This window comes from Roseovarius sp. B08, from assembly GCF_051417955.1.
In the GTDB taxonomy this organism is placed as follows: domain Bacteria; phylum Pseudomonadota; class Alphaproteobacteria; order Rhodobacterales; family Rhodobacteraceae; genus Roseovarius.
In genome coordinates this window covers 845744-869533 of sequence record NZ_JBPRLW010000001.1, presented here as the reverse complement: position 1 = coordinate 869533, position 23790 = coordinate 845744, and the positions used below count along the sequence as shown (strand labels likewise).

General features: G+C 65.5%; 22 protein-coding genes and 4 pseudogenes. 16 read left to right on the top strand and 10 right to left on the bottom strand.

The features are described from left to right. Positions 1 to 138 precede the first annotated feature (138 nt). Positions 139 to 384: an accessory factor UbiK family protein gene (locus ACSQ76_RS04370; RefSeq protein WP_420558092.1), complete on the bottom strand. Its 246-nt coding sequence runs from the start codon at positions 382 to 384 to the stop codon at positions 139 to 141. 97 nt (positions 385 to 481) lie between these two features. Here ACSQ76_RS04370 and lgt point away from each other — a divergent pair, with 97 nt between their 5' ends. The 5 genes from lgt (at position 482) to ACSQ76_RS04345 (ending at position 4705) form a co-directional block, all read left to right on the top strand. Next, on the top strand, positions 482 to 1390 hold the full coding sequence (lgt, locus tag ACSQ76_RS04365; protein WP_437155604.1) for a prolipoprotein diacylglyceryl transferase: 909 nt from the start codon (positions 482 to 484) through the stop codon (positions 1388 to 1390). Next, entirely contained in the window at positions 1387 to 2454 is a 1068-nt protein-coding gene (locus tag ACSQ76_RS04360) for a class I SAM-dependent methyltransferase (protein WP_437155603.1), read from the top strand. The genes lgt and ACSQ76_RS04360 overlap by 4 nt, the downstream gene beginning before the upstream one ends. Continuing rightward, positions 2451 to 3206 (top strand): peptidoglycan editing factor PgeF, encoded by a 756-nt coding sequence (gene pgeF / locus ACSQ76_RS04355; RefSeq protein ID WP_306128257.1) that lies wholly within the window; start codon positions 2451 to 2453, stop codon positions 3204 to 3206. The genes ACSQ76_RS04360 and pgeF overlap by 4 nt, the downstream gene beginning before the upstream one ends. A 300-nt stretch (positions 3207 to 3506) precedes the next feature. Further along, positions 3507 to 3635 (top strand): hypothetical protein, encoded by a 129-nt coding sequence (locus ACSQ76_RS04350; RefSeq protein ID WP_306128258.1) that lies wholly within the window; start codon positions 3507 to 3509, stop codon positions 3633 to 3635. A 287-nt stretch (positions 3636 to 3922) separates the two neighbouring features. Then, on the top strand, positions 3923 to 4705 hold the full coding sequence (locus tag ACSQ76_RS04345; RefSeq protein WP_437155602.1) for a Hint domain-containing protein: 783 nt from the start codon (positions 3923 to 3925) through the stop codon (positions 4703 to 4705). Between the two features lie 10 nt (positions 4706 to 4715). On the opposite strand, the gene ACSQ76_RS04340 is transcribed toward ACSQ76_RS04345, so the two are convergent. After that, entirely contained in the window at positions 4716 to 4916 is a 201-nt protein-coding gene (locus ACSQ76_RS04340) for a DUF2061 domain-containing protein (protein WP_437155601.1), read from the bottom strand. 124 nt (positions 4917 to 5040) lie between these two features. Between ACSQ76_RS04340 and ACSQ76_RS04335 the strand changes: the two genes are divergently transcribed. Beyond that, positions 5041 to 5886, top strand: a complete 846-nt coding sequence (locus ACSQ76_RS04335) for a helix-turn-helix domain-containing protein (RefSeq protein ID WP_437155600.1) — start codon at positions 5041 to 5043, stop codon at positions 5884 to 5886. A gap of 103 nt (positions 5887 to 5989) precedes the next feature. Then, entirely contained in the window at positions 5990 to 6433 is a 444-nt protein-coding gene (locus tag ACSQ76_RS04330) for a YybH family protein (RefSeq protein ID WP_306128262.1), read from the top strand. Positions 6434 to 6438: 5 nt separating this feature from the next. On the opposite strand, the gene ACSQ76_RS04325 is transcribed toward ACSQ76_RS04330, so the two are convergent. Then, positions 6439 to 6939, bottom strand: coding sequence for an Lrp/AsnC family transcriptional regulator (locus ACSQ76_RS04325; RefSeq protein ID WP_152496485.1), 501 nt, complete (start codon positions 6937 to 6939; stop codon positions 6439 to 6441). Positions 6940 to 7157: 218 nt separating this feature from the next. Here ACSQ76_RS04325 and trxB point away from each other — a divergent pair, with 218 nt between their 5' ends. Then, positions 7158 to 8138 carry a thioredoxin-disulfide reductase gene (gene trxB, locus ACSQ76_RS04320; protein WP_437155599.1) on the top strand — a complete coding sequence of 327 codons (981 nt, stop codon included), beginning with the start codon at positions 7158 to 7160 and terminating at the stop codon, positions 8136 to 8138. Between the two features lie 229 nt (positions 8139 to 8367). On the opposite strand, the gene ACSQ76_RS04315 is transcribed toward trxB, so the two are convergent. Then, positions 8368 to 8826, bottom strand: a complete 459-nt coding sequence (locus ACSQ76_RS04315; protein ID WP_437155598.1) for a DUF6647 family protein — start codon at positions 8824 to 8826, stop codon at positions 8368 to 8370. Positions 8827 to 9019: 193 nt separating this feature from the next. Between ACSQ76_RS04315 and ACSQ76_RS04310 the strand changes: the two genes are divergently transcribed. Both ACSQ76_RS04310 and ACSQ76_RS04305 read left to right on the top strand, forming a co-directional pair. Then, positions 9020 to 9931 (top strand): LysR substrate-binding domain-containing protein, encoded by a 912-nt coding sequence (locus ACSQ76_RS04310; RefSeq protein ID WP_437155597.1) that lies wholly within the window; start codon positions 9020 to 9022, stop codon positions 9929 to 9931. Between the two features lie 116 nt (positions 9932 to 10047). After that, a pseudogene (locus ACSQ76_RS04305) lies at positions 10048 to 12122 on the top strand (bifunctional sulfate adenylyltransferase/adenylylsulfate kinase). A 100-nt stretch (positions 12123 to 12222) separates the two neighbouring features. On the opposite strand, the pseudogene ACSQ76_RS04300 reads toward ACSQ76_RS04305, so the two are convergent. Then, positions 12223 to 14423 (bottom strand): annotated as a pseudogene (locus ACSQ76_RS04300) (primosomal protein N'). A 121-nt stretch (positions 14424 to 14544) separates the two neighbouring features. Between ACSQ76_RS04300 and fsa the strand changes: the two are divergent. The 5 genes and pseudogenes from fsa to ACSQ76_RS04275 all read left to right on the top strand — a co-directional run bounded on the left by fsa (position 14545) and on the right by ACSQ76_RS04275 (position 19430). Next, positions 14545 to 15198, top strand: a complete 654-nt coding sequence (gene fsa / locus ACSQ76_RS04295; protein ID WP_306131049.1) for a fructose-6-phosphate aldolase — start codon at positions 14545 to 14547, stop codon at positions 15196 to 15198. 139 nt (positions 15199 to 15337) lie between these two features. Beyond that, positions 15338 to 16792, top strand: a complete 1455-nt coding sequence (locus tag ACSQ76_RS04290) for a hypothetical protein (protein ID WP_437155596.1) — start codon at positions 15338 to 15340, stop codon at positions 16790 to 16792. Between the two features lie 217 nt (positions 16793 to 17009). Then, positions 17010 to 17717, top strand: coding sequence for a DUF484 family protein (locus ACSQ76_RS04285; protein WP_306131051.1), 708 nt, complete (start codon positions 17010 to 17012; stop codon positions 17715 to 17717). After that, positions 17714 to 18630, top strand: a pseudogene (locus ACSQ76_RS04280) (tyrosine recombinase XerC). Before ACSQ76_RS04285 ends, ACSQ76_RS04280 begins: the two are co-directional and overlap by 4 nt. A 95-nt stretch (positions 18631 to 18725) precedes the next feature. Next, the gene (locus ACSQ76_RS04275) at positions 18726 to 19430 is read left to right on the top strand and encodes a CDP-alcohol phosphatidyltransferase family protein (protein ID WP_437155595.1); all 705 of its coding nucleotides are present in this window, start codon (positions 18726 to 18728) and stop codon (positions 19428 to 19430) included. Between the two features lie 28 nt (positions 19431 to 19458). Here the strand turns inward: ACSQ76_RS04275 and ACSQ76_RS04270 are convergent. From ACSQ76_RS04270 to ACSQ76_RS04250, 5 genes and pseudogenes are all read right to left on the bottom strand, one after another. Beyond that, positions 19459 to 19850: pseudogene (locus ACSQ76_RS04270) on the bottom strand (methylated-DNA--[protein]-cysteine S-methyltransferase). Between the two features lie 121 nt (positions 19851 to 19971). Continuing rightward, positions 19972 to 20949 carry an OmpA family protein gene (locus ACSQ76_RS04265; protein ID WP_437155594.1) on the bottom strand — a complete coding sequence of 326 codons (978 nt, stop codon included), beginning with the start codon at positions 20947 to 20949 and terminating at the stop codon, positions 19972 to 19974. 3 nt (positions 20950 to 20952) lie between these two features. Beyond that, positions 20953 to 21525, bottom strand: a complete 573-nt coding sequence (locus ACSQ76_RS04260; protein WP_437155593.1) for a peroxidase-related enzyme — start codon at positions 21523 to 21525, stop codon at positions 20953 to 20955. Beyond that, entirely contained in the window at positions 21522 to 22271 is a 750-nt protein-coding gene (locus ACSQ76_RS04255; protein ID WP_437155592.1) for a GNAT family N-acetyltransferase, read from the bottom strand. Before ACSQ76_RS04255 ends, ACSQ76_RS04260 begins: the two co-directional genes overlap by 4 nt. After that, entirely contained in the window at positions 22268 to 22990 is a 723-nt protein-coding gene (locus ACSQ76_RS04250; RefSeq protein WP_437155591.1) for a competence/damage-inducible protein A, read from the bottom strand. Before ACSQ76_RS04250 ends, ACSQ76_RS04255 begins: the two co-directional genes overlap by 4 nt. A gap of 46 nt (positions 22991 to 23036) precedes the next feature. On the opposite strand from ACSQ76_RS04250, the gene sfsA reads away from it, so the two are divergent. Then, positions 23037 to 23738: a DNA/RNA nuclease SfsA gene (gene sfsA, locus ACSQ76_RS04245; protein WP_437155590.1), complete on the top strand. Its 702-nt coding sequence runs from the start codon at positions 23037 to 23039 to the stop codon at positions 23736 to 23738. Positions 23739 to 23790: the final 52 nt, after the last annotated feature.

Here is a 23790-nt window from a genome sequence, read left to right as displayed (position 1 = left end):
CACACGCCACGTACTGCTCGGCTCCCCGTCCCGCGCGCGACCCGGGCCTCGTAGGGTGGGTGATAACCCACCTCCGCCGAACGCAAAACGCGGCCCGCAATGGGGCCGCGCCTCGAACCAAACCGATGGAAACGTGCCTTACGTCGCGCCTTTCTCCAGCGCGTCCAGCCGCGCCTTGAGCGCCTCGTTCTCCTCGCGGGCCTTCTGCGCCATGGCGCGCACCGCGTCGAACTCCTCGCGGGTGACGAAATCGCGGTCGGCCAGCCAGCGGTCCACCATCGACGACATCGCCGTCTCGGCCTCCTGCTTGGCACCCTGCGCCACGCCCATCGCGTTCGTCATCAGCTGGCTGATATCGTCCAGAACCTTGTTGCGCGTCTGCATATCGCTCTACCTTCCGTTACACTTGATCTCTATATGGGCGCGAAACCGCGTCGGGGCAAGGTTGACTTCGCCCCGCGCCAGCAGCAGAACGGCGCCCATGAAAGCAGCGATCCCCTTCCCCGACATCTCGTCCGAGCTGTTCTCGTTCACCGTCTTCGGGTTCGATATCGCCCTGCGCTGGTATGCGCTTTCCTACATCGCGGGCATCCTGATCGGCTGGCGGCTGGTCGTGATGGCCGTGAACCGCCCGCACCTGTGGAAGGACAACGTGGCGCCGATGAGCGTGAAGCAGGTCGAGGATCTGGCCACCTGGGTCATCCTCGGCGTGATCCTCGGCGGGCGGCTGGGCTTCGTGCTCTTCTACCAGCCACTCTATTATCTGCAGAACCCGGCCGAGGTCCTGGTGATCTGGCAGGGTGGCATGTCTTTCCACGGCGGGCTTCTGGGCGTCATCATCGCCTGTATCACCTACTCACGCGTCCAGGGCATCCGCTGGCTGACCGTCGCTGACATCCTGTGTGCCGTCACGCCTGTCGGTCTCCTCCTGGGCCGCATCGCCAACTTCATCAACGCCGAGCTCTGGGGCCGCCCAACCGACCTCCCCTGGGGCGTGATCTTTCCGGGGGCCGCGGCACAGGACTGCGCGAACGTCGCTGCCGGCCTCTGCGCCCGCCACCCCTCGCAACTCTACGAAGCGGCGCTCGAGGGTCTGATCCTCGGCGCCATCCTGCTCTATCTCGTCTTCCGCCGCGGCCTGCTGAAACGCGTCGGCGCCGCCACCGGCATCTTCTTCGCGGGCTACGGCATCGGGCGCTTCATCGTCGAGTTCGTCCGCCAGCCCGATGCGCAGTTCGTCAGCCCCGGCAACCCGCTGGGCCTGGCGTGGCACGTGAACGGCTATGGCCTGACCATGGGCCAGATCCTGTGCATCCCGATGATCGCCATGGGGCTCATCACGCTGGTGCTGGCCTACCGCAAGCACGCCCGTTCCACAGCCACCGGATGACCGCTCTGGCGGAGATCCTGCGGGCCGAGATCACGGCAAGCGGTCCCATGCGCCTCGACGCGTTCATGGCCGCCTGCCTGATGCACCCCGAGCATGGATACTACGCCACCCGCGATCCGTTCGGTGAAAAGGGCGATTTCATCACAGCCCCCGAGATCAGCCAGATGTTCGGCGAACTCACCGGCCTCTGCCTCGCGCAAGCCTGGCTCGATCAGGGGGCACCCAACACCGTCGCCCTTGTCGAACTCGGCCCCGGCCGTGGCACCCTGATGGCCGACGCCCTGCGGGCCACACGCGGCGTGACCGGCTTTCACGACGCCCTGCAAGTGCATCTGGTGGAAACCTCCCCCGCCCTGCGCGCCCGCCAAGCCGACACGCTGTCCGGCCATACCCCCACCTGGCACGACAGCGCCGACACCCTGCCCGACCTGCCCACGCTCTCGGTCGCCAACGAGTTCTTCGACGCGTTGCCCATCCGCCAGTTCCAGCGCCAGGGCGACGGCTGGTGCGAACGCGTCGTCGGCCTCTCGGACGACACGCTCGCCCTCGGCCTCAACGCCAAGCGGATCGAGCCGACCCTCGCCCATCGGCTCGACGACACGACCGACGGCGACATCGTCGAGACCTGCCCCGCCGCCGCCCCCGTCATCGACGCGCTGGCCCGCCGCATCGCGGCGCGTGGCGGCGCGGCGCTCGTCATCGACTACGGCGACTGGCGCTCGCTTGGCGACACGCTGCAAGCCGTCCGCGGCCATGACCGCGACGATATCCTCGCCGCGCCGGGCACGGCCGACCTCTCCGCCCATGTGGATTTCGAGGCATTGGCCCACGCCGCCCGCGGCACCTGCAACACCACCCGCCTCGCCCCGCAGGCGCTCTTTCTCTCGCGCCTCGGCATCACCCAACGGGCCGAGGCCCTTGCCGTGAACATGAGCGGCCCTAAGCTAGAGGCACATCACGCCGCGTTTCACCGCTTGACCGGGCGGGATGAAATGGGGACGCTCTTCAAGGTGATGGCGCTCTATCCCGAGGGTGCCGCACCCCCACCCGGACTGGAACCATGACGCTGGAAATCCTCACCGACGACAGCCTCGCGCCTGTCAGCCACGGTTTCTTCACCCGCAAGGGCGGGGCGTCCTCGGGCGTGTTCCACGGGCTGAACTGCGGCCAGGGCTCCTCCGACCAGTCCGAGGTCGTGACCATCAACCGCGCCCGCGTCGCCCGCGCCATGGACGTCCCCGAGGATCACCTGGTCACCGTCCACCAGACCCATTCCACCGATGTCCACGTTGCCACCGGCCCCTCCGATACCCGGCCCAAGGCCGACGCCATCGTCACCGCCACGCCGGGCCTTGCGCTGGCCATCCTGACGGCCGATTGCCAGCCCGTGCTCTTTGCCGACCGCAAGGCCGGCGTGATCGGCGCCGCCCATGCCGGCTGGCGCGGGGCGGTCGATGGCGTGCTGGAATCCACCCTCGACGCGATGGAAGCGCTTGGTGCCAGCCGCGCTGACACCACCGCCGTCATCGGCCCCTCGATCAGCCAGCCCGCCTACGAGGTCGGCACCGAGTTCTTCGAGCGTTTCGCCGACGACGATCCCGACAACACCCGGTTCTTTACCAACGGAAAGCCCGGCAAGTACCAGTTCGACCTGCCCGGCTTCGGCTTGCACCGCCTGCGAGCCGCCGGGATAGGCGATGCCACCTGGACCCGTCACTGCACCTACAGCGACGCCGAGCGCTTCTTTTCCTACCGCCGCGCCACGCATAACGGCGAGGCAGACTACGGGCGCCTGATCTCGGCCATCCGGCTCTAGACCGGCCCCCGCCCGATTCTGGCGCGAACGGGGCGAAACCCTGCACAAGATTGCCTCAATTCTGGAAACAATCACCGTCTATCACATTGGATTGGCCACGCGTCCGCAGCGGCCAACCTTGTTTTACTGGTCATCCGCAATTGGGACGGCGCGACCACATTCGCGCCCGCGCGACCCGAAAAATTTCCGAAATTTTTCGCGCCACGCCAAACCATGGCCGTAAACCCGGGCAAATATAAAGCCATCAGAACAACACGCCCCAAAAGGCGGCGAGGCAGGAAAGAGTTGAGAGGAAAGACCATGAAGAAGCGTTGGATGAAATCGCTGATCGAAACCAGCCGGCAGGCCACCCCGGACATGCCGTTCTCGCGCCGTGTGCGGTATGCAAACCGCCTGACGCCCAAGGCATCCGCGCTTCGGATCGCCTGATCCGCTCCAAGCCCCGATCCCGGCAATGGCCGCCTCTTTCCAAGGGGCGGCCATTGTTGATTCGAATATGTCTCGAAATCGAATTGTGGCGCGGGTGTTTATGCTACGCGGACAATGCCCCGGCCATTTCGCAAATTGTCCGGCCTTATGGAACAATGCCCCGCAAAATTTGACGACAGTTTGCCGTTTCTGCCTTTATCGTGCCCGTAACGTACATGACGGACCATCCCTCTGTCGTTGTCGGTGGGGGCCGACGCGGTTGTGATGACCCTGTAAAGGATCGCACGATGGGCACCCCTACCATTGCCACCCCCTTCCCGGTGGCGCGCAAGACAGATGGCACACCCGGTTGCACCGGAACGGCCAGCGTACCGGCCGCCGCTCGATCGCCGCGCCCGATGCGCAATTTCCGGATGGCGTATCTGCGCCCGGACGGTACGCCCCACCAGACCGAACAGATCGCGCCCGCCACCCCGATCTTCGACAGCGCGTTTTCCGCCTTTTCCCACGGCACGCTTCTGCGCACGCCCTCCGGGCAGGTCGCCGTGCAGGATCTCGAACCGGGCATGAGCGTTTCGACCACCGAGCACGGCCCCTCCCGTGTGCTCTGGATCGGCTCCATGACGCTGGTGCCTGCCGCCGCCGGCATCGACCAGGCGGCCTGCCGCCTGACCCGGATCATGCCCGACACCTTCGGGCTGGGCCGCCCCGAGGCGAACCTCACCGCCGGTCCCGGCGCGCGGGTCCTCGCCCGGCCACCCGGCCTGCGCGACAGCTTCGGGCGCGAACGCGTTCTGACCCCGGCCACCGATCTCGTCGATGGCATGAACGTGGTCGAACTGGTGCCACCCCGGCCCGTGACGGTCTATCATCTCTGCCTGCGCCGTCATGCCATCCTGCGCGCCTCGGGCATCGAGGTCGAAAGCTTCCATCCCGGCCCCGGCTTTGAACGCGCCATGGGCCCAAACATGCTGGCGCTCTTCCTGTCGCTCTTTCCGCATGTCAAAAAACCGGCCGATTTCGGCAGCACCAGCCACCCGCGCCTGCCGCTCCAGGGGCTCTCCGTCTGACCGGACCGGATCAGGACCGGCCCCAGCCGATCCTGGCCCAGGCCCGCTCGTGCACAAAGAAACTGGCAAAGCCGATCGCCGACGTGATCATCGCATAGACCCCGCCCTGGGCCACCGACCCGGTCATCAGGAACCCGATCAACGTCATCACCATCAGGCCCATCACCTGCCAGGTAGTCGCTTTCGCCAGCGTGCGTTTCTTCGTGTCCATGTCCTATGCTCCCCTTTGCGTGTGCCGTTCTTCGATCAGCTAGCATCAGGACGCCCTGTCGTGTATTCTGTCTTTGCTTAACAAACATGACGGATGTCCATTAAAATGGACAAGGTGCGTTACTATGAACAAGCAGGCCCGCGCCACGATCTTCCGAGACCGGCTCACCGGCGCCATGACGATGACCGGAACCAATCTCAGCGCGCTCGCGCGCCAGACCGGCGTCAGCCGCTCCACCGTGTCGCAACTGCTCGATACCGAGACCGCCCGGATGCCCAACGCCCATCTCGCCGCCGGCTGCGCCGAGGCGCTTCAGGTCAGCTCCGACTGGTTGCTGGGCCTCACCGATCGCCCCGAGCGCCCCGGCGACGTGATCGAGGCCGCGCTCAGCATGACCGAGGCCGACCGCACATCCGCCGACGCCCAGCTGCTCGACTGGCACCGCGAGGCCAGCGGCTACAAGATCCGCCACGTGCCCGCCACGCTACCCGACATGCTCAAGACCGAGGCGGTGATGCGCTGGGAATACGCCGCCTTCCTCGGCAAGACACCGGGCCAGGCCGTGCGCGCCATGCAGGACAACCTCGACTGGCTTCGGCGAGAGGCGACCGAGTACGAAATCGCCATGCCCCGGCACGAGCTCGAGGCGTTCGCCCAGGGCACCGGCTATTGGCAGGGGCTCGACCGCGCCGCGCGTCGTGAACAGATCCTGCATCTCGCCGAGCAAGCCGAGACGTTCTTTCCCTCCCTGCGCCTCAACCTCTTCGACGCGCACAATCTCTTTTCCGCGCCCGTCACCCTCTTCGGCCCACTAATGGGCGTGATCTACGTGGGCCGCTTCTACCTGGCCTTCCGTGAACCATCGCGACTAAAGCTGCTGTCAGGCCACATGGACTGGCTGATCCGCGAGGCGGTGGTCGATGCCCGCGACGCCCCGGGCTGGATCGCCGACCTGACGAAACACCTCTGACCCAACTTCGGACGCACGCCCGTTGCGCCGCCCCGCGCATCACCGCTATCGTGACGGCACGCCCGTGACCGTCCATTGCGTTTCCAACAGAAAGCCTTTGCCCATGCCCCGCCTTTTCGCGCTCAGCCTCACCACCTGCCTCGCCCTCGCCGCCGCGCTTGTTTCGACCCTGCCGGCCCAGGCCCAGGACAATCCGGTCATCGCGCGCATGACCGCTTTCGTTGAGACATACAACGCGCAGGATGCCGAAAGCCTCGCCGGCTTTTACGCCCCCGACGCGGCTCTCCTGCCGCCCGGCCAGGCCTCGGTGCTGGGGCGCGAGGCCATCGCCCAGCATTACGCCCAGGCCTTCGCCGCCGGCGCACGCGACCTGCAATTCAAGACCTTCGACATCCGCGCCTTCGACACCAGCGCGGTCGAGATCGGCGAAACCGTCGTCATGGTGGGCGAGCAACGCATCGTCGGCCGCTACATGCACCTGTGGGAGGTGATCGACGGCCAGCTCCTGCTGACCCGCGACATGTACCACGTGCTGAAGGTCGAGTAGCGACCTCAGGCCGACCGGCTCAACCGCTCTTCCAGGATCTCGAAGGGCACGCCCGGCTCGTCCTTGGCACAGCGGATGACCAGCGAGGTCTTCACCGACGCCACATTCTCCGCCGCCGTCAGCTCGCCGGTCAGAAAGCTCTGGAACGTGCTCAGGTCCGGCGCCACGCATTTCAGGATGAAATCCACCTCGCCGTTGAGCATATGGCACTCCCGCACCAGCGGCCACGCCCGACACCGCGCCTCGAACGCGCTCAGGTCCGCCTCGGCCTGGCTGACCAGTCCGACACTGGCAAAGACCTGCACCTCGAATCCCAGCTCACGCGCGTCCACGTCGGCATGGTAACCCTTGATGTACCCCTGCTCCTCAAGCGTGCGCACCCGGCGCAGGCAGGGCGGCGCGGAAATGCCCACCCGGCGGGCCAGTTCAACGTTGGTCATCCGCCCGTCCGCCTGCAGTTCGGCCAGGATCATGCGGTCAATGTCGTCAAGGCGGGTCGCAGGCATTGTATGCTCCGGTTGATTTCGCGATTGTTATATCACGACCGGCGCCACGCGCAATATTGTTTCACCCCAGCGCAACATCCTTTCGGGAAAGAAAATGTCGTCCCGATCGCCGCATACCGGGGTTGCGGGGCTACACACCCCCGCCCGGCCCCGTTATATCTGTCCGGACTCACGCGGGGCGTCTCATGCCCCGCACCACGGATCAAGGGGAATCGGATATGGCCGAGAAACGTCACACTAGGGTTTTGATCATCGGCTCGGGGCCCGCGGGCTACACCGCCGGGGTCTATGCCAGCCGCGCCATGTTGGAACCCATCCTTGTGCAGGGCATCGAACCCGGCGGCCAGCTGACCACCACCACCGAGGTCGAGAACTGGCCCGGCGACACCGAGGTGCAGGGCCCCGACCTGATGGTCCGGATGGAGGCCCACGCCAAGGCCATGGGCTGCGAGATCGTGGGCGACATCATCTCGTCGCTCGATGTCGATGCGCGCCCCTTCGTGGCAAAAGGCGACTCTGGCACCACCTACACCGCCGACGCCGTCATCCTCGCCACCGGCGCCCGCGCCAAGTGGCTCGGCCTGCCGTCCGAGGACGCGTTCAAGGGCTTCGGCGTGTCGGCCTGCGCCACCTGCGACGGCTTCTTCTACCGCGGCGACGAGATCGTCGTTGTGGGCGGCGGCAACACCGCCGTCGAAGAGGCGCTCTTTCTCACCAACTTCGCCTCCAAGGTCACCCTCATCCACCGCCGCGACGAGCTGCGCGCCGAGAAGATCCTGCAGGACCGCCTGCTCAAGCACCCCAAGATCGAGCCTTTGTGGTTCCACGAGCTTGACGAGGTGCTGGGCGACGACACTCCCAAGGGCGTCACCGGCGTGCGCGTCAAGCACACCAAGACCGGCGAGACGCAGGAGATCCCCTGCAAGGGCGTCTTCATCGCCATCGGCCACGCGCCGGCCAGCGAACTGGTCAAGGGCAAGGTCGAGATGCACCACGGCGACTACGTCAAGGTCGAGCCCGGCTCCACCCGCACCTCGATCCCCGGCCTCTTCGCCGCCGGCGACCTCACCGACCACGTCTACCGCCAGGCGGTGACGTCGGCGGGCATGGGCTGCATGGCCGCGCTCGACGCGGAAAAATTCCTCGCCGAATTCCCCGAGGACGCCCCCGCGCCCGAGGCCTACGTCCCGCAAGCCTGAGCCGCATCGGCCTTCTGTCTCCCGTCTTCCTCTGGCCGAAAATATCCCGGGGGTTTGGGGGCTGGCCCCCAATTGAGCGTGTGTTTGGGGGCTGGCCCCCAATTGAACCTGTGTTTGCTGGCTGGCCCCAAACCCACACCAATGCGCTACCGCCGCGACCCCACTCCAGCCGTCCCGGACCTGATCCGGGACCTCGTAGGGTGGGTGAAAACCCACGCACTCGCGCCCCTCACTCCGGATGAATATCCCGCTTCGTGCATCCCGCCTCCAGCACCACCGCCACCCAATTCACATCCGGCTCCAGCCCCAGCGCATTGAGCCACGCCTCCTGCGCCCGGTAGGCCGGCAATTCCTGTGCGCCGGGGCAATACCAATGCCCGTGCGCCGCCTGCCGGTGATGCACCAGCTCGTGCAACAGCACGCTGACGTCATGGGGGTTCTTCGCAATCCACGGCCGCACCAGCCAGATCGTCTCGACCTCCGGGTCATAAAGCCCCCTTGTCCGCGACGCCTCCGAGGCCGCCCGCATCGGCGCCAGCCGCGCAACCGTCGCCTGGGACGTCAGCCGAATTTCCGGCACGTCCGCGCGACGCGGCAGATCGGTGTGCTCGTCCAGCCAGACCTCCAAATGCTCCACCAGTTCCGGCATGTCGCCCGCCGTGCGCCAGGCCAGCGGATCCGCCGCCATAGACGCACCGCAAAACGCGTTGAGACCAAGACAGAAAAGACCGGTACGCGCCGACCACAGGCCGGCTCGGGACAGGATGCACATTGCAACCTCCTCTCGGGATTTGGATTGATGTCCCTAAAATGCTAAGCTGCCCCCGCGCCCCGGCGCAAAAGGCCATTTTTCATGTGCCAATGAAGGAAATTCATCCGCCATGGGACGGCACCTGCCCCCCTTCGCCGCGGTCAAGGCGTTCGAGGCCGCCGCGCGCCACAAAAGCTTCAAGCATGCAGCCGAAGAGCTGTGCCTGTCGCCCTCTGCCGTCAGCCACCAGATCCGCGCACTGGAAGAGTATCTCGACACCGCGCTGTTCGAGCGCTGCGGCAACCGCATGGACCTGACGCTGACGGGCCACGCCTATGCGGGCAAGCTCACCGGCCTTCTGGACCTGCTCGACGACACCACCCGCGCGGTCCGCGGTGCGGGCGAGAAACCCCTGCGCGTGCTCTGCACCCCCGGCTTTGCCGCCCGCTGGCTGGTGCCGCGCCTCGGCCGACTTTCCTTCGGCGACCGCATCCGCCTGCGCGTCTCGGCGGGCGCGCCCGACACAGATTTCTCGTCCAATGACAGCGACGTGGTGATCCAGTGGCGCGATGCAGACCGCCCCGGCCTTCATACCGAACCGCTGATGAGCTCCAGCCGCTACCCGGTGATGCGCGCCGACCTAAAGGACCGGGAAAACATCCGCACCCCGCGCGACCTTCTGCGGATGCGCCTGATGTACGACGAAACCGACGATTCCTGGAACGAGTGGTTCGCCGCCGCTGGCCTCGACGCGCCCGACCTGCCGCCCGGCCCGACCTTTCCCAATTGCGAACTGGCCACCACCGCCGCCGAACAGGGCCACGGCGTGGCCATGGCCTTCGACGCAATGGTGCAAGGCACGCTGACCTCGGGGCGCCTGGTGCGGCTCTTCGACACCGACACGCTCCCCAGCGTGATCTATTCCGTGGCCTGCACCGAGGACCGTAAGAACGACCCGATGATCCAAACCTTCCGATCATGGCTGCATGATGAGGTCCGGCAGGCCCGGACGGCCACCGCACCGGTGTCCGCTGCGGAGTAATTCCGGCGGCGCATCGCGCAACATATCCGCAACTTTAATGTTTTCGGCCCGAAAGGGGTTCACAACGCGGCTCACCTGCCATATGCGTTCACGCGTGAACACACTTGAGTCGACGCATGACCGCGCATGATACTAAACAAGGCCTTCCCGACCGGGACCTCCTCTTCCGCCTTTTGCGGCAGCTGGACAGGTCGTCGGAGGCCTCGCAGCGCACACTCGCGGCGGCGCTCGACGTGTCCCTCGGCCGTCTCAACGCCCTGCTCCGGCAGGCGACCGAGGCCGGCTTCGTCAAGATCGGCGACCGCTCCGGCCCCGACAAGCGCCAGCGTTTCGCCTACGCGCTCACCTCCCGCGGCGCGGCCGAGATGCTGCGCCTCACCGACGACTTCCTCGCCCGGAAATTCGCCGAATACGACGCGCTTCATGCCGAACTGACCGGCACGCGAAGCGGACTCGACCCTCTCAAACACAGGACCAGACTAGTGCAGAACAACCTTGCCCCCATCCCCGAGCTTTACGTCTCCTACGAAAGCGCCCAGAAACTGAAGGTCGAAGCGGCCGATCTCGTCAGCTGGGATCTCACCCCACGCCAGATCTGCGACCTCGAGCTGCTGATGAACGGCGGCTTCAACCCGCTCAAGGGCTTCCTTGGCGAGGAAGATTACAACTCCGTCGTCGACACCATGCGCCTGGCCGACGGCACGCTCTGGCCCATGCCGATCACACTCGACGTTTCCCAGGACTTCGCCGACAGCATCGAGCCGGGCCAGGACATCGCCCTGCGCGACCAGGAAGGCGTCATTCTCGCCACCATGACCATCACCGACCGCTGGTCGCCCGACAAATCGCACGAGGCCGAAAAGGTCTTCGGCGCCGACGACTCCGCGCACCCGGCGGTGAACTACCTGCACAACACCGCCGGTCCCGTCTATCTCGGTGGTCCGGTGACGGGCATTCAGCAGCCCGTGCACTACGACTTCCGCGCCCGCCGCGACACTCCCAACGAACTGCGCGCCTTCTTCCGCAAGATGGGCTGGCGCAAGGTCGTGGCCTTCCAGACCCGCAACCCCTGCACCGCGCACACCAGGAACTTACGTTCCGCGCCGCGAAGGAGGCTCAGGCCAACCTGCTCATCCACCCCATCGTCGGCATGACCAAGCCGGGCGACGTCGATCACTTCACGCGCGTCCGCTGCTACGAGGCGGTGCTCGACAAGTATCCGCAATCCACCACCACCATGAGCCTGCTGAACCTCGCCATGCGCATGGCCGGCCCGCGCGAGGCCGTCTGGCACGGCCTCATCCGCAAGAACCACGGTTGCACCCACTTCATCGTCGGCCGCGATCACGCCGGCCCCGGCAAGAACTCCGCCGGTGAGGATTTCTACGGCCCCTACGACGCACAGGACCTCTTCCGCGAGCACGAGGCCGAGATCGGCATCGAGATGGTCGACTTCAAGCACATGGTCTACGTGCAGGAACGGGCCCAGTACGAGCCGATGGACGAGATCGACGACAAGGATACTGTCACCATCCTCAACATCTCGGGCACCGAACTGCGCCGCCGCCTACAGGAAGGGCTGGAAATCCCCGAGTGGTTCTCCTTCCCCGAGGTGGTCAAGGAACTGCGCCGCACCCGCCCGCCGCGGGCCAAGCAGGGCTTCACCGTGTTCTTCACCGGCTTCTCGGGGAGCGGTAAGTCCACCATCGCCAACGCGCTGATGGTCAAGCTGATGGAAATGGGCGGCCGCCCCGTGACGCTGCTCGACGGCGATATCGTCCGCAAGAACCTCAGCTCCGAGCTGGGCTTTTCCAAGGAACATCGCGACCTCAACATCCGCCGAATCGGCTACGTCGCCTCCGAGATCACCAAGAATGGCGGCATTGCCATCTGCGCGCCCATTGCGCCCTACGCCGCCACCCGCCGCGCCGTGCGTGAAGACGTCGAAACCTTCGGCGCTTTCGTCGAGGTTCACGTGGCCACGTCCATCGAGGAATGCGAGCGCCGTGACCGCAAGGGCCTCTACAAGCTGGCCCGCGAAGGCAAGATCAAGGAGTTCACCGGCATCTCCGACCCTTACGACGTGCCGGAAAACCCCGAACTCAGTGTCGAGACCGAGAATGTCGACGTCGACAACTGCGCCCATCAGGTCGTGCTCAAGCTCGAACAGATGGGCCTGATCGCCGGCTGATCTCGCGCCGTACCGATCACAAGGGCCGTCCCGACCGGGGCGGCCCTTTTCCTATCGGTCGCTCACCGCGTAGGGTGGGGTTCCACCCCACCCCCCGGGATCACATGAAACTCTGCGGATCGATATCCACCGCAAGCCGGAACTGGTTCGAGCCCTTCACCGGCGCGATCCACTGCGCCAGCGCCCCCTGCAACGCCACGCCCTTGGGCGCCTTGACCAGCAGCCGCACCCGATGCCGCCCCCGCACGCGGGCAATGGGGGCCGGCGCCGGGCCGAATACCTGCGCCCCCACCGCCCTGATGGGGCCGTCGTTGCGCGCCAGCGCGTTGCCGATATCGAACGCCTCCTGCATATCCGTCGACGACAGGATGATCCCCGCCATACGGCCAAAGGGCGGCACGCCCGCGTGCTGCCGCTCCCCGGCCTCGGCCCGCCAGAACCCTTCCTCGTCCCCGGTCAGGATCGCCCGGATCACCGGATGCTCCGGCTGGAAGGTCTGCAACAGCGCCACCCCGGCCTTCTCGGCCCGCCCCGCGCGGCCCGCCACCTGCCGCATCAACTGGAACGTCCGCTCCGCCGCCCGCAGGTCCGACCCCTGCAGGCCCAGATCGGCGTCGATCACGCCGACCAACGTGAGATTGGGAAAGTTGTGCCCTTTCGCCACCAGCTGCGTGCCCACGATGATATCCGCGCCGCCCGCCGCGATCTCCTCGATCTGCGCCTTCAGCGCACGGGCCGAGCCAAACATGTCCGATGACAGCGTCGCCACCCGCGCCTCGGGGAAAAGCGCCACCGCCTCTTCCGTCATCCGCTCCACCCCCGGGCCCACGGCGGCCAGCTTGCCCTCGACGCCGCAGGCCGGGCACGCCTCGGGCATCGGCTTGGTCTCGCCGCACTGGTGACAGACCAGCCGCTTCAGGAACCGGTGCTCCACCATCCGCGCGTCGCAATGATCGCACCCCACCTGGTGCCCGCACGCCCGGCAGATCGTCACCGGCGCATAGCCCCGCCGATTGAGGAACAGGAGCGACTGCTCGCCCTTCGCCAGCCGCGCCTCGACCGCGGCCCGTAGGGTGGGTGAAACCCACGCGTTGCTCGCCAGCCGCTCGTCGCGCATGTCCACCGCGCGCAGCTCGGGCATCACCGCCGGCCCGAACCGCGCCGTCAGGTCCAGCCGCCGGTACTTGCCGGCTTGCGCGTTCGCCCATGTCTCCAGGCTCGGCGTGGCCGACGCCAGCACCACCTGCGCCGAACACAGGCTGCCGCGCAGCACCGCCATGTCCCGTGCGTTATAAAGAACGCCATCCTCCTGCTTGTAGGAGGTGTCGTGCTCCTCATCGACAACAATCAGCCCCAGATCCCGAAACGGCAGGAACAGCGCCGACCGCGCGCCCACCACCAGCTGGCAATGCCCCTGCCCCACCATCTTCCAGATGCGCCGCCTCTCGGTCATGGTCACGCCCGAATGCCACTCGGCGGGTTTCACCCCGAACCGCGCCTGCACCCGCGTCAGGAATTCCGAGGTCAGTGCGATCTCCGGCAAGAGCACCAGCGCCTGCCGCCCCTGCGCGACGCATTCCGCCACCGCCTCCAGGTACACCTCCGTCTTGCCCGACCCGGTGACACCCCGCAGCAAGGTCGTGCCGAACACCCCCTCGCGCAGCCCCGCGCGCAGCGCCTCGGCCGCCACCGCCTGATCCTCGGTCAGTTCCGCGCCCGGCCGCGCCGGATCGAGCCTTGGGAAAGGCGCATCGCGCGGCGTGTCCTCTTCGCGCACGACGCCCTGCTTCACCAACCCCTTCACGACCGAGGACGTCACCCCGGCCATGTCGCTCACTTCCTTCAGGGTGAACCCCAGACCGCCATACTCCTCCAGCACCGCAATGACCTTGCGCCGCGCCTCGGTGTCACGGTCGGGCCGTCCCTCGCCCAGCCGATAGATCTTCTGCATCGACGGCGGATCGCCCAGCCCCGGCGCGCGCGTGGCCAGCCGTAGCATCGCGGGCAGCGGCGTCAGCGTGTAATCGGCCGCCTTGCGGATGAACGCCTGCAACTCCTCGCGCATCGGCGCCGCCTCCAGCACCCGGATGACCGACCGAATCTTCGACAGGTCATAGTCGCCCTGACCCGCCCCCCAGACCACGCCCAGCACCTTGCGCGGGCCCAGCGGCACCTCCACGAACGCCCCAAGGTGACACCCCCTTCGGGCGCCTTGTAATCCAGCACCCGGCCCAGCGGCTGCGTCGTCAGAACGCCCACCAGCTGGCCGGTCTCGAAAAAACTTGCACCGGAATACGTCAAAAACGGCGGCCTTCGTCACGAGGTCCCGGGTCAGGCCCGGGACAGGGGTTTCGGGCGCATACCTTATGAGGTAAACGGTCGGACAGGAAACCCCAACGCGGCCATGAGAGGGCCTTTCGAGATGAAATTCTTCGTAGACACCGCCGATGTCGACGCCATTGCCGAACTGAAGGAACTGGGCATGGTCGACGGCGTCACCACCAACCCCTCGCTGATCCTGAAATCGGGCCGCGACATCCTCGAGGTCACCAAGGAAATCGCCGGCATGGTCGCCGGCCCGGTCTCGGCCGAGGTCGTGGCGATCGACGCCGACACGATGATCAACGAGGGCCGCAAACTGGCCGAGATCGCCGACAACATCACCGTGAAGGTCCCGCTCACCTGGGACGGGCTGAAAGCCTGCAAGGTGCTGGCGGGCGAGGGCAACATGGTCAACGTCACGCTCTGCTTTTCCGCCAACCAGGCGCTGCTGGCGGCCAAGGCCGGCGCCACGTTCATCTCGCCCTTCATCGGGCGGCTCGACGACATCAACCTCGACGGCATGGACCTGATCGGCGACATCCGCACGATCTATGACAACTACGGCTACGAGACCCAGATCCTCGCCGCCTCGATTCGCACGGTGAACCACGCCACCCAATCGGCCCTCGTGGGCGCCGACGTCATGACCGCGCCACCGGACGTGATCAAGAAAATGGCGCTGCACCCGCTGACCGACAAGGGGCTGGAAGCCTTCCTGGCGGACTGGGAAAAGACCGGGCAGAAGATCCTGTAACCCACGGCCCGCACCGCCGCGATTCCTTTCAGAGATCCCGAAGGCCGGGCGTCACGGCGCCCGGCCGGAGCGGAATGAACGCGGAGCGGGTAACGAAAAGCAGCCAGGCGGATCCCAAGTGACGACAGGGAGTGAGACGTTGGTGAAGCCGAATATTCCAGGGAATTCCCAAGCGACACAGTACGACCTGAAATTCGCTCGGGGCTTTCTGTACTCCTTGAACCCTGTTTTTGTACCTCCGAATTTCGTCGGTGCTAAAAGCCGTTTGCCCATATTCTTGCACCCGCTCACGACATTCGCCGAAGCTTCTAAGGGCAACCAGATCGTAGCTGTGGTCGGCACGATGCTAGACCCAGACAGACCCGAACTCGGTCCATCCGGTGTGGCAGAGATGCTGCTGGAAAACATTGGAGACTTGCAGCGACACATCGACCGCTGCATTGGGAGATTCGCTGTTTTTTGGCAGGACGCGGGGTCCCGTGGCTTTCAAATAGATGCAATGGGTTTGCGTAGTGCATTCTGCCGCATTGAAGAGAACCAGGTAACTGTCGCTTCGCATGCGCGACTTACGATGCTTGCTAGCGGCGAGTCCAAACAGCGCCCGATCCGGTACCGCTGGGGGTATCCAGGGATCAGCACTCCCTTTGCAAATGTCATTCGCATGAATCCGAACGCCCGTTTGGAGTTCGAAACAGGCAGATTTGTCAGGTTCTTTCCCGTCAAACCAATCCCGCAACAGTCGATTGAAGTTGCTTGGGATCTCGCTTTTCGGCGAGCCGAACAAGCGGCTGAAGCTCTGGCAAGAAGGGATGGAAAAATTGTTCTCTCGCTTACGGCGGGCCTTGATAGTCGAACCACCCTAAGCGTGACGCAAGAACTATGGTCGAATATAGATTTCTTTACGTACAACCATGCTGAGCAGCACAAGATAGATCTGCGCATAGCTTCGAAAATTGCTGACTGCTACGATTTGCATTTTTTGCACCTTGGGTCGCAAACCGAGGATGATATCCCGGAAAGTATGAAAAAACTGTTCAGAAACAATACGTTTTTATCACATAACAGGGCAGTGGCCTACGCATATAGTGAAGTATTTCCTGTATCAACCTTTCATATTAGATCGAATCTTCTCGAACTATTTCGCTCTAATCTATTCCAAAAGGGTCATTCTGACTCTCGGTTTCGAGATGGCCTTCAAGGTAGTAAGGAACTGACAGATTATTATTGCTCCAAATTACCCGGCAAAAACAAAACTAACGCCAAATATCAAAACTATTTTGAAGAAATGTGCGAGGTTTTCGACTGGAAGGGTGGCGTAGCTTTTGCTTCAAGCTGGGATCTGTTCTTTGTCGAGCATCGTATGGCAGCTTGGCAAGGCGGTGTTGCACTCGAATGCGATGTGGCATTTGAGACAGTATTTCTCTTCAACAGCAGGGAAATCATCCGCGCGTTCATGGGCGTCCCGCAAGAAGTGCGCGCGAAAAGTGGCTACTTGAAGAAAGTATTGAAGCGGCGTCTACCAGAAATCAGCGATATTCCGATAAATCCACGTCAGTTCAGCTACCCTGTCCCAGAGCGCGGAAACTGGCGGTAGCGTAGGGCATTGGATCAACGGGTAATACCCTTTGTCCCGGATAAAAAAGTGACAAGATCGTCCGGGTTTGACCAGTGAGCCTCCTCCCAGCATATGCAGCAAAAGCGCAGCGCGCGCGGGTCACGCGCCACGCAAAAATCCGGACATTTCCAAGAAATTTATTGCGGCACCACCCCGCCGCATCTGATAAGCTTTGAAAAAATAATCAGAGGCACACATGAGCAGCAAGCCCGAGATAAACGACCAGATGCGCGACAAGATCATCGCGCAGCCCGATGTTATCCTTGAAGATCAGGACCTTATGCGCGCCCTCATCGCCGCCAACGAGCGGGCGATGGGCAACAACATCGTCGATTTGCGCGGCATCGCCATGGACAGGCTCGAAGCGCGGCTGGAACGGCTGGAGGACACCCACCGCTCCGTCATCGCCGCCGCTTACGAGAACCTCGCCGGCACCAATCAGGTCCACCGCGCCATCCTGCGGATGCTCGACCCGGTCGAGTTCGAGGACTTTCTCAAGGATCTGGGCGGCGATGTCGCCACCATCCTGCGCGTCGACTGCGTGAAGCTGGTGCTGGAATCCGTCCAGAACGACGACGACCCCGCCGTCAAACGACTGGGCGACGTGCTCTCGGTGGCCGAACCCGGCTTCATCGAGCAATATCTCGGCGCCGGCCGTTCCGGCCCCGTGCGCCAGGTCACCTTGCGCCAGGTTCACGAGGGCGACGCCCGCATCTATGGCCGCGAGGCCGAGTTCATGCGCTCCGAGGCGTGCCTGCTGCTCGATTTCGGCGAAAGCCGCCTGCCCGGCCTGCTGGTCATGGGCTCCGAGGACCCGCACCAGTTCAGCCCGCAACAGGGCACCGATCTGCTTTCCTTCTTTGCAGGCATCTTCGAACGGGCGATGCGCCGCTGGCTGTCATGATCTCGGCCGCGGCCCGCGACGCGCTTCAGGCCTGGCTGGATCATCACAAGTCCCTGCGCGGCGCTTCCCCCACACGCTCGACGCCTACGGGCGTGACGTGGCGGGCTTCCTCGTCTTCATGACCGAGCACAAGGGCGCGTCCCAGGGCCTCGGCGCACTGGCCAAGCTCACCGTGTCGGACATGCGCTCCTGGATGGCCTTCACCCGCGGCCGCGACGTGGGCGCCCGCAGCCTCGCGCGCAAGCTCTCGGCGGTCAAAAGCTTCTTTGGCTGGCTGGCCGAGCGCGAGGGCGTCGATCCCGCTGCCGTCCTCGCCGCCCGCGCGCCCAAGTTCCAGCGCAAGCTGCCCCGGCCGCTCTCCCCCTACGCCGCGCGGCAGGTGATCGAGACGACCGAGACGCAGCACCCCACCACATGGATCGCCGCCCGGGACCAGGCAGTCATCACGCTCCTCTACGGCTGTGGGCTCCGCATCTCCGAGGCGCTCGGCCTCACCGGCCGCGCCCTGCCCGTGGGCGACAGCCTGCGGATCGTCGGCAAGGGCGGCAAGGAACGCATCGTGCCGGTCATCTCCCCCGCGCGCGCCGCGCTGGCCCGCTACCTCGACCTCTGCCCCTACTCCACCGCCCCCGACGCGCCGCTTTTCCGCGGCGCGCGCGGCGGTGCGCTCTCGCCCCGTGCTGTGCAAAAGCTCATGGCCAGCGTCCGGATGCAGCTTGGCCTGCCCGCCACGGCCACGCCCCACGCCATGCGCCACAGCTTCGCCACCCACCTGCTGAACGCCGGCGGCGACCTCCGGGCGATACAGGAACTGCTGGGCCATGCGTCGCTCTCGACCACCCAGGCCTATACCGCCGTCGACACCGCCCGCCTCATGGATGTCTACAACCAGGCGCATCCCAAGGCGCGATAAGCGCCTGTCGAACCAAAGCCACAACCCGCCCGCGTCTGCCCGTCGCACCGGATTTGCAATTGCATCCATCGCCTCGATCCCCCATCACGGGTCCCATGAGCCTGCGCATGAAAGCCCTTCTCGTGCATTTGCTGACCGCCACCGGCGCGGTCTTTGCCATGCTCGCGATGCTCGCCGCCATCCAGGAGAAATGGAGCCTGATGTTCCTCTGGCTCGTGGTGGCCTTCGCCGTGGACGGGATCGACGGCCCGCTGGCGCGAAAATACGACGTCAAGACGAACTTCCCGCTCTTCGACGGCGTGCTGCTCGACCTGATCATCGACTACCTCACCTACGTCTTCATCCCCGCCTTCGCGCTCTTCGAATTCGGCCTGCTGCCGGGCTGGACGGGCTGGTTCGCGATCATCATCATCACCTTCGCCTCGGCGCTCTACTTCGCCGACACGCGGATGAAGACCAGGGACAACTCGTTCTCGGGCTTCCCCGGCTGCTGGAACATGCTGGCCCTCGTGCTCTTCGCGATCGAGCCCAATTTCTGGGTCTCGCTCACCATCGTGACGCTGCTGGCGGTCTCGATGTTCCTGCCGCTGAAATTCATCCACCCGGTGCGCACCGAACGCTGGCGCTGGATTTCCCTGCCGATGATCACCGCATGGACCTTCTTCGCCGGCTGGGCCGCCTGGGTCGATTTCCACCCCGAAAGCTGGGCGCATTGGGGCCTCGTGGTGACCTCGGTCTACCTCACGCTCGCAGGCATCGCGCAACAGCTGATACCCCAGCGCAAGGCGGCACAGGAATAGGCCGAACGCTCTCCGGACCAGTTTCGCCCTAGAGCAACAGCCCCGCCGCGCCTTCGTGGCGCAACAGCCAGACCTTGGTCTCGATCCCGCCCGCGCCGGAATAGCCGCCCAGGCCAGCGGCCCCCAGAACCCTGTGGCACGGGATGATCACCGGGATCGAATTGCCGCCACAGGCCCCGCCCACCGCCTGTGCCGGCACGCCCAGCGCCTTCGCTATATCGCCGTACTCCCGCGTCTCCCCCACGGGATCGCCAGCATCGCGGCGCAGACCTCGCGCTGAAAGTCGGATCCTTCGGGCGCCAGCGGCAGATCGAACGCCTGCAACCGGCCCTCGAAATACGCCGCCAGCTGCGCGCAGGCCTCCTCCAGTTCGGGCCGCGCCTCCACCGTCCCGGCCGGCCCCCAGCCGACGCCAGTGATCGATGCGCCGTCGCTCGTCACCCGCAGCGGTCCCACCGGGCCTCTCCATCCCGGCCTCGTAAACCGCTCCCGGCTTTTTCTTGCCAAAAATACTCAAATCCCGCCCTCTCGGCCCCGCGCCTCACTCGGTGTTGAGCAGAACCGCCTCCACTCGCCGGTTCGCCTCGCGCCCCGCTTCCGTCAGGTTCGAGGCGACGGGCTCAAGATACCCCATGCCTTCCGCCTCCAGTTGCCGGCGCGGGATGTCGTAGTCCGAGACCAGCCGCTCCAGCACCGCTGCCGCCCGACGCCGCGACAACGCGGTGTTGTCCTCCAGCGTGCCCACCGTGTCGGTATGCCCCACCAGCGCAACGCGCCGCTCGGGGTCTTCGCGCAGAAACGCCGCAAGCGCCTGCAACGACGGGTGCGGCCCCGGCCCCAGCGACACCGTCCCGGTCTCGAAATCGAGATCCGACAGCACCGCGTGCCCGGTCTCCAGCAACTGTTCGCCCAGCGGCCCGGGCGCCGCCTCGGGGATCGCGCCGGTGGTGACCGTTTCCGCCGCGCCTCCCTCCACCTCCGGCGCCGCCGCACCCAGGCTTTCGCTGGCCGCCTCCGACTGCGCCAGCCTTATCACCTGGATATACCCGCTGCCCGACACCTGGCTGACCAGTACCGTCACGTAATCCATGACGCCGCCCGCACCCTCCTTGCGGGCCGACAGGAAGCGATAGTCGCGCAAGTCCACGAACATGTCCGGCGCGGCCAGAACAGGCGTGTTGAACCGGAAATCGAAACCGCCGCAGTCGCGCGCCGCGCAATCCAGCATGATGGAATAGCCCGCCTCGGTGATCTGCCGCCGCAGGGGCCGCTGCAACTGCAGGCTGGTCAGCCCCGGCGCATCCAGCCGCCACGCCTGTTGCAGAAAGAACCCTTCCGCGTCGATCGCCGGAATGTGCCCGTCGGCATAACCTTCCGTCGGCACGGCATAGGCCTTGGCGGCGCGGCGCACTTCCCCCGTCATGGTGGCGCCCGCGGGCAGGCTCAGTTCCAGCGCCCCGGCCTCAGCAGCGGCCCCCAGACCGATCACGATGCCAAGACAGGCCGACCGCCGCCCCACCGTTCAGCGGGCCTGGCCGTGATATTCGGAGTTGGGTTTCATGCCCGTGGCACTGGCCATCCGGTTCGACATGCTGAAGAACCCGACAACGGCGGCAATGTCCCAGATGTCCCGCTCCGAGAAACCCGCATCGCGCAACGCCTGCCGGTCCGCTTCCACCGTCTCGGCGCTGGCCTTGGTGACCTTTTCGGCAAATTCCAGCATCGCCGTCTTCCGCGCATCCAGCCCGGCGGCGCGCCAGTTCATCACCATCGCCTCGCCCAGGGCCGGGTCACCCGACAGCGCGCGCACGGCCGCGCCATGCGCCACCTGGCAATACCAGCAGCGATTGATCGAGCTGACCACCACCGCGATCATCTCCCGTTCCAGCTTGCTCAGCCCGCTCTCGCCAAGCATCAGGTCGTTATACATCGCCGTGAAGGCGTTCAGCTTCTCGATATCGAACGCATAGGCCCGCAGCACGTTCGGGATCATGCCCAGCTTGTCCTGGCACACGTCGAAATATTTCCGCGTGTCCTCGGGCAGCGGGTCCGCCATCGGCAGGTTCAGGGCGGTCGGCAGATCATCCTGGCTCATGTGGTCCTGGCGTCCTTCTTGATACGGTAATGATATTGTCCCACAAGCGTCATGCCGAGGGAAGAGTAGAGCGCGTTGGCCGCATCGTTGGCGATGGTGCACAGCACGCTCAGATGCGTCGCCCCCTGCCCCGCGGCCCAGTGCGCGGCATGATGCGTCAGGTGCCGCCCGAGCCCGGCCCTTCGCTCGTCCTTGCGCACTTCCAGCGCGTGGATCATCGCCACCCCGTCCGAGATCGCGACGAACCCCGTGGCGGCAGGCCGGTTCTCCGTCCGCCCGAACAAAGACGTTTTCGTCCCCTCGACCCGGCGCATCACGTCGATCCGCGCAGGCCCGATGCCCCCGTCCTTCCAGATATCCAGCTGGATCGCCATCGGCTCCCACAGATCGAACGTCGTCACCGGCGGCGGATCCTCGCGCGTCAGCGTGTCCACCGGGCAGACATACATGTTCACCGGGTCGATCACATCGTACCCGGCGGCCCGCAGCATCGCGTCCAGCGACTCGTCGCCATGCCGGATCATGAACAGCGGGTCCTGCCCCATCTGACGCATCCCGGCCTCCGCCTCGGGCAGCGCATCGCGCGATACCGGCGTGCCCGGCTCGCGCAGCGTCGCCGCCGAGACCCGCTTGCCGCCGCCCTGCCCGTCGCGCAGCGTCCACGGCCCCGCACCATGCCTCGAGGCGGCGGGCCACGTGGCCTCCGTCACGGCATAGAGCGTCTTGGCATCGGGTAGCCCGCTCATGCCGGAAACGTCTCTTCCAGTTCCTGCATCGCGCGCGTCACCTCCGCCTCGTCCTCACCCCGGATCACCACGTTCACCCCGAAGCGCCCATTCACGATAAACGGATACGAGCCGAACGACAGTGCGTCATACCGCTCCGCCAGCGCGCCCAGCGGCCCCGCGATATCCCCCTCGCCGCGCTCCACGCGCAAGGTCTGCGACACCACCGGCCGGCCGGCCGTCAGCGTCGGCAACAGCCCCTCGACCATCGCCTCGAAGATCTTGGGCACGCCGGCCATCACATGCACGTTCTCCAACGTGAACCCCGGCGCCCCGCTCACCGGGTTATCGATCAGGTTCGCGCCCTCCGGCACCCGCGCCATGCGCAGCCGCGCCTCGTTGATCTCCAGCCCCTGCTTCTCGTAATGCGATTCCAGAATGGCCCGCGCATCGTCCCGCACCCCGATCGGCAGGCCAAAGGCCGCCGCCACGTTCTCGGCGGTGATATCGTCATGGGTGGGCCCGATCCCGCCCGAGGTGAAGAGGTGATCATACGCCCCCGCCAACGCCTTGACCGCGTCCTGGATGGCGCGCGCCTCATCCGCCACCACCCGCACCTCCTTCAGGTCGATCCCGTGCTCGGTCAGCCGCCCGGCCAGATGATGCATGTTGGCATCGCGCGTGCGGCCCGACAGGATCTCGTCACCGATCACCAGCATCGCGGCGGTTGGGTTGGGCATGGCGGCTCTCCTTGCGGCAGGTCTTGCTCCGGTATAGGCATCGCGGATGCGCTTTCAAACCCCTCTTGAACAGGCCACGCTGATCCGCCGCTACAAACGCTTTCTCGCCGATATCCGGCTTCAGGACGGGCGCGAGGTCACGGCCCATTGCGCCAATCCCGGCTCGATGATGGGGCTGGCCGAGGAAGGCACCCGCATCTGGGTCGAACCCAATGACGACCCTAGGAAAAAGCTCAGATACGGCTGGCGGCTGGTCGACCACGGCGACGGCCATTTCACCGGCGTCGACACCGCCCTGCCCAACCGCGCGCTGAGGGCGGCGCTGACCGCAGGCGACATCCCCGAACTTGCCGCCTACGACACCGTCCTGCCCGAGCGGAAATACGGGGCAAACAGCCGCATCGACTTTCTTTTGCGCGGCGCGGGCCTGCCCGACGCCTATGTCGAGGTCAAATCCGTCACGCTCAGCCGCGAAAAGGGCCTCGCCGAATTCCCCGACAGCGTCACCCTGCGCGGCGCCAAACATCTGCGCGAACTGGCCGATATGGCCCGCGCAGGGCACCGCGCCGTGCTCTTCTACCTCGTTCAGCGCACCGACTGCACGCGGCTCACCGTGGCCGCCGATATCGACCCCGCCTATGCCGAGGCGCTGCTGATGGCACGTCTCGCCGGGGTCGAGGTTTTGGCCTATGATTGTGCGATAACGCCCCGGGAGGTCGAGATTCGGCGTACATTGCCCCTGCGATGACCTGCCCCCTCTGGTCCTAGGGCCGGATTCAGCCTACATACAGACACAAAGC

Bases quoted from the DNA above. Each gene is read 5' to 3' on its own strand.
- ACSQ76_RS04370 (WP_420558092.1), bottom strand. From the start codon at position 384: ATGCAGACGCGCAACAAGGTTCTGGACGATATCAGCCAGCTGATGACG.
- lgt (WP_437155604.1), top strand. From the start codon at position 482: ATGAAAGCAGCGATCCCCTTCCCCGACATCTCGTCCGAGCTGTTCTCG.
- ACSQ76_RS04360 (WP_437155603.1), top strand. From the start codon at position 1,387: ATGACCGCTCTGGCGGAGATCCTGCGGGCCGAGATCACGGCAAGCGGT.
- pgeF (WP_306128257.1), top strand. From the start codon at position 2,451: ATGACGCTGGAAATCCTCACCGACGACAGCCTCGCGCCTGTCAGCCAC.
- ACSQ76_RS04350 (WP_306128258.1), top strand. From the start codon at position 3,507: ATGAAGAAGCGTTGGATGAAATCGCTGATCGAAACCAGCCGGCAGGCC.
- ACSQ76_RS04345 (WP_437155602.1), top strand. From the start codon at position 3,923: ATGGGCACCCCTACCATTGCCACCCCCTTCCCGGTGGCGCGCAAGACA.
- ACSQ76_RS04340 (WP_437155601.1), bottom strand. From the start codon at position 4,916: ATGGACACGAAGAAACGCACGCTGGCGAAAGCGACTACCTGGCAGGTG.
- ACSQ76_RS04335 (WP_437155600.1), top strand. From the start codon at position 5,041: ATGAACAAGCAGGCCCGCGCCACGATCTTCCGAGACCGGCTCACCGGC.
- ACSQ76_RS04330 (WP_306128262.1), top strand. From the start codon at position 5,990: ATGCCCCGCCTTTTCGCGCTCAGCCTCACCACCTGCCTCGCCCTCGCC.
- ACSQ76_RS04325 (WP_152496485.1), bottom strand. From the start codon at position 6,939: ATGCCTGCGACCCGCCTTGACGACATTGACCGCATGATCCTGGCCGAA.
- trxB (WP_437155599.1), top strand. From the start codon at position 7,158: ATGGCCGAGAAACGTCACACTAGGGTTTTGATCATCGGCTCGGGGCCC.
- ACSQ76_RS04315 (WP_437155598.1), bottom strand. From the start codon at position 8,826: ATGGCGGCGGATCCGCTGGCCTGGCGCACGGCGGGCGACATGCCGGAA.
- ACSQ76_RS04310 (WP_437155597.1), top strand. From the start codon at position 9,020: ATGGGACGGCACCTGCCCCCCTTCGCCGCGGTCAAGGCGTTCGAGGCC.
- fsa (WP_306131049.1), top strand. From the start codon at position 14,545: ATGAAATTCTTCGTAGACACCGCCGATGTCGACGCCATTGCCGAACTG.
- ACSQ76_RS04285 (WP_306131051.1), top strand. From the start codon at position 17,010: ATGAGCAGCAAGCCCGAGATAAACGACCAGATGCGCGACAAGATCATC.
- ACSQ76_RS04275 (WP_437155595.1), top strand. From the start codon at position 18,726: ATGAGCCTGCGCATGAAAGCCCTTCTCGTGCATTTGCTGACCGCCACC.
- ACSQ76_RS04260 (WP_437155593.1), bottom strand. From the start codon at position 21,525: ATGAGCCAGGATGATCTGCCGACCGCCCTGAACCTGCCGATGGCGGAC.
- ACSQ76_RS04255 (WP_437155592.1), bottom strand. From the start codon at position 22,271: ATGAGCGGGCTACCCGATGCCAAGACGCTCTATGCCGTGACGGAGGCC.
- ACSQ76_RS04250 (WP_437155591.1), bottom strand. From the start codon at position 22,990: ATGCCCAACCCAACCGCCGCGATGCTGGTGATCGGTGACGAGATCCTG.
- sfsA (WP_437155590.1), top strand. From the start codon at position 23,037: ATGCGCTTTCAAACCCCTCTTGAACAGGCCACGCTGATCCGCCGCTAC.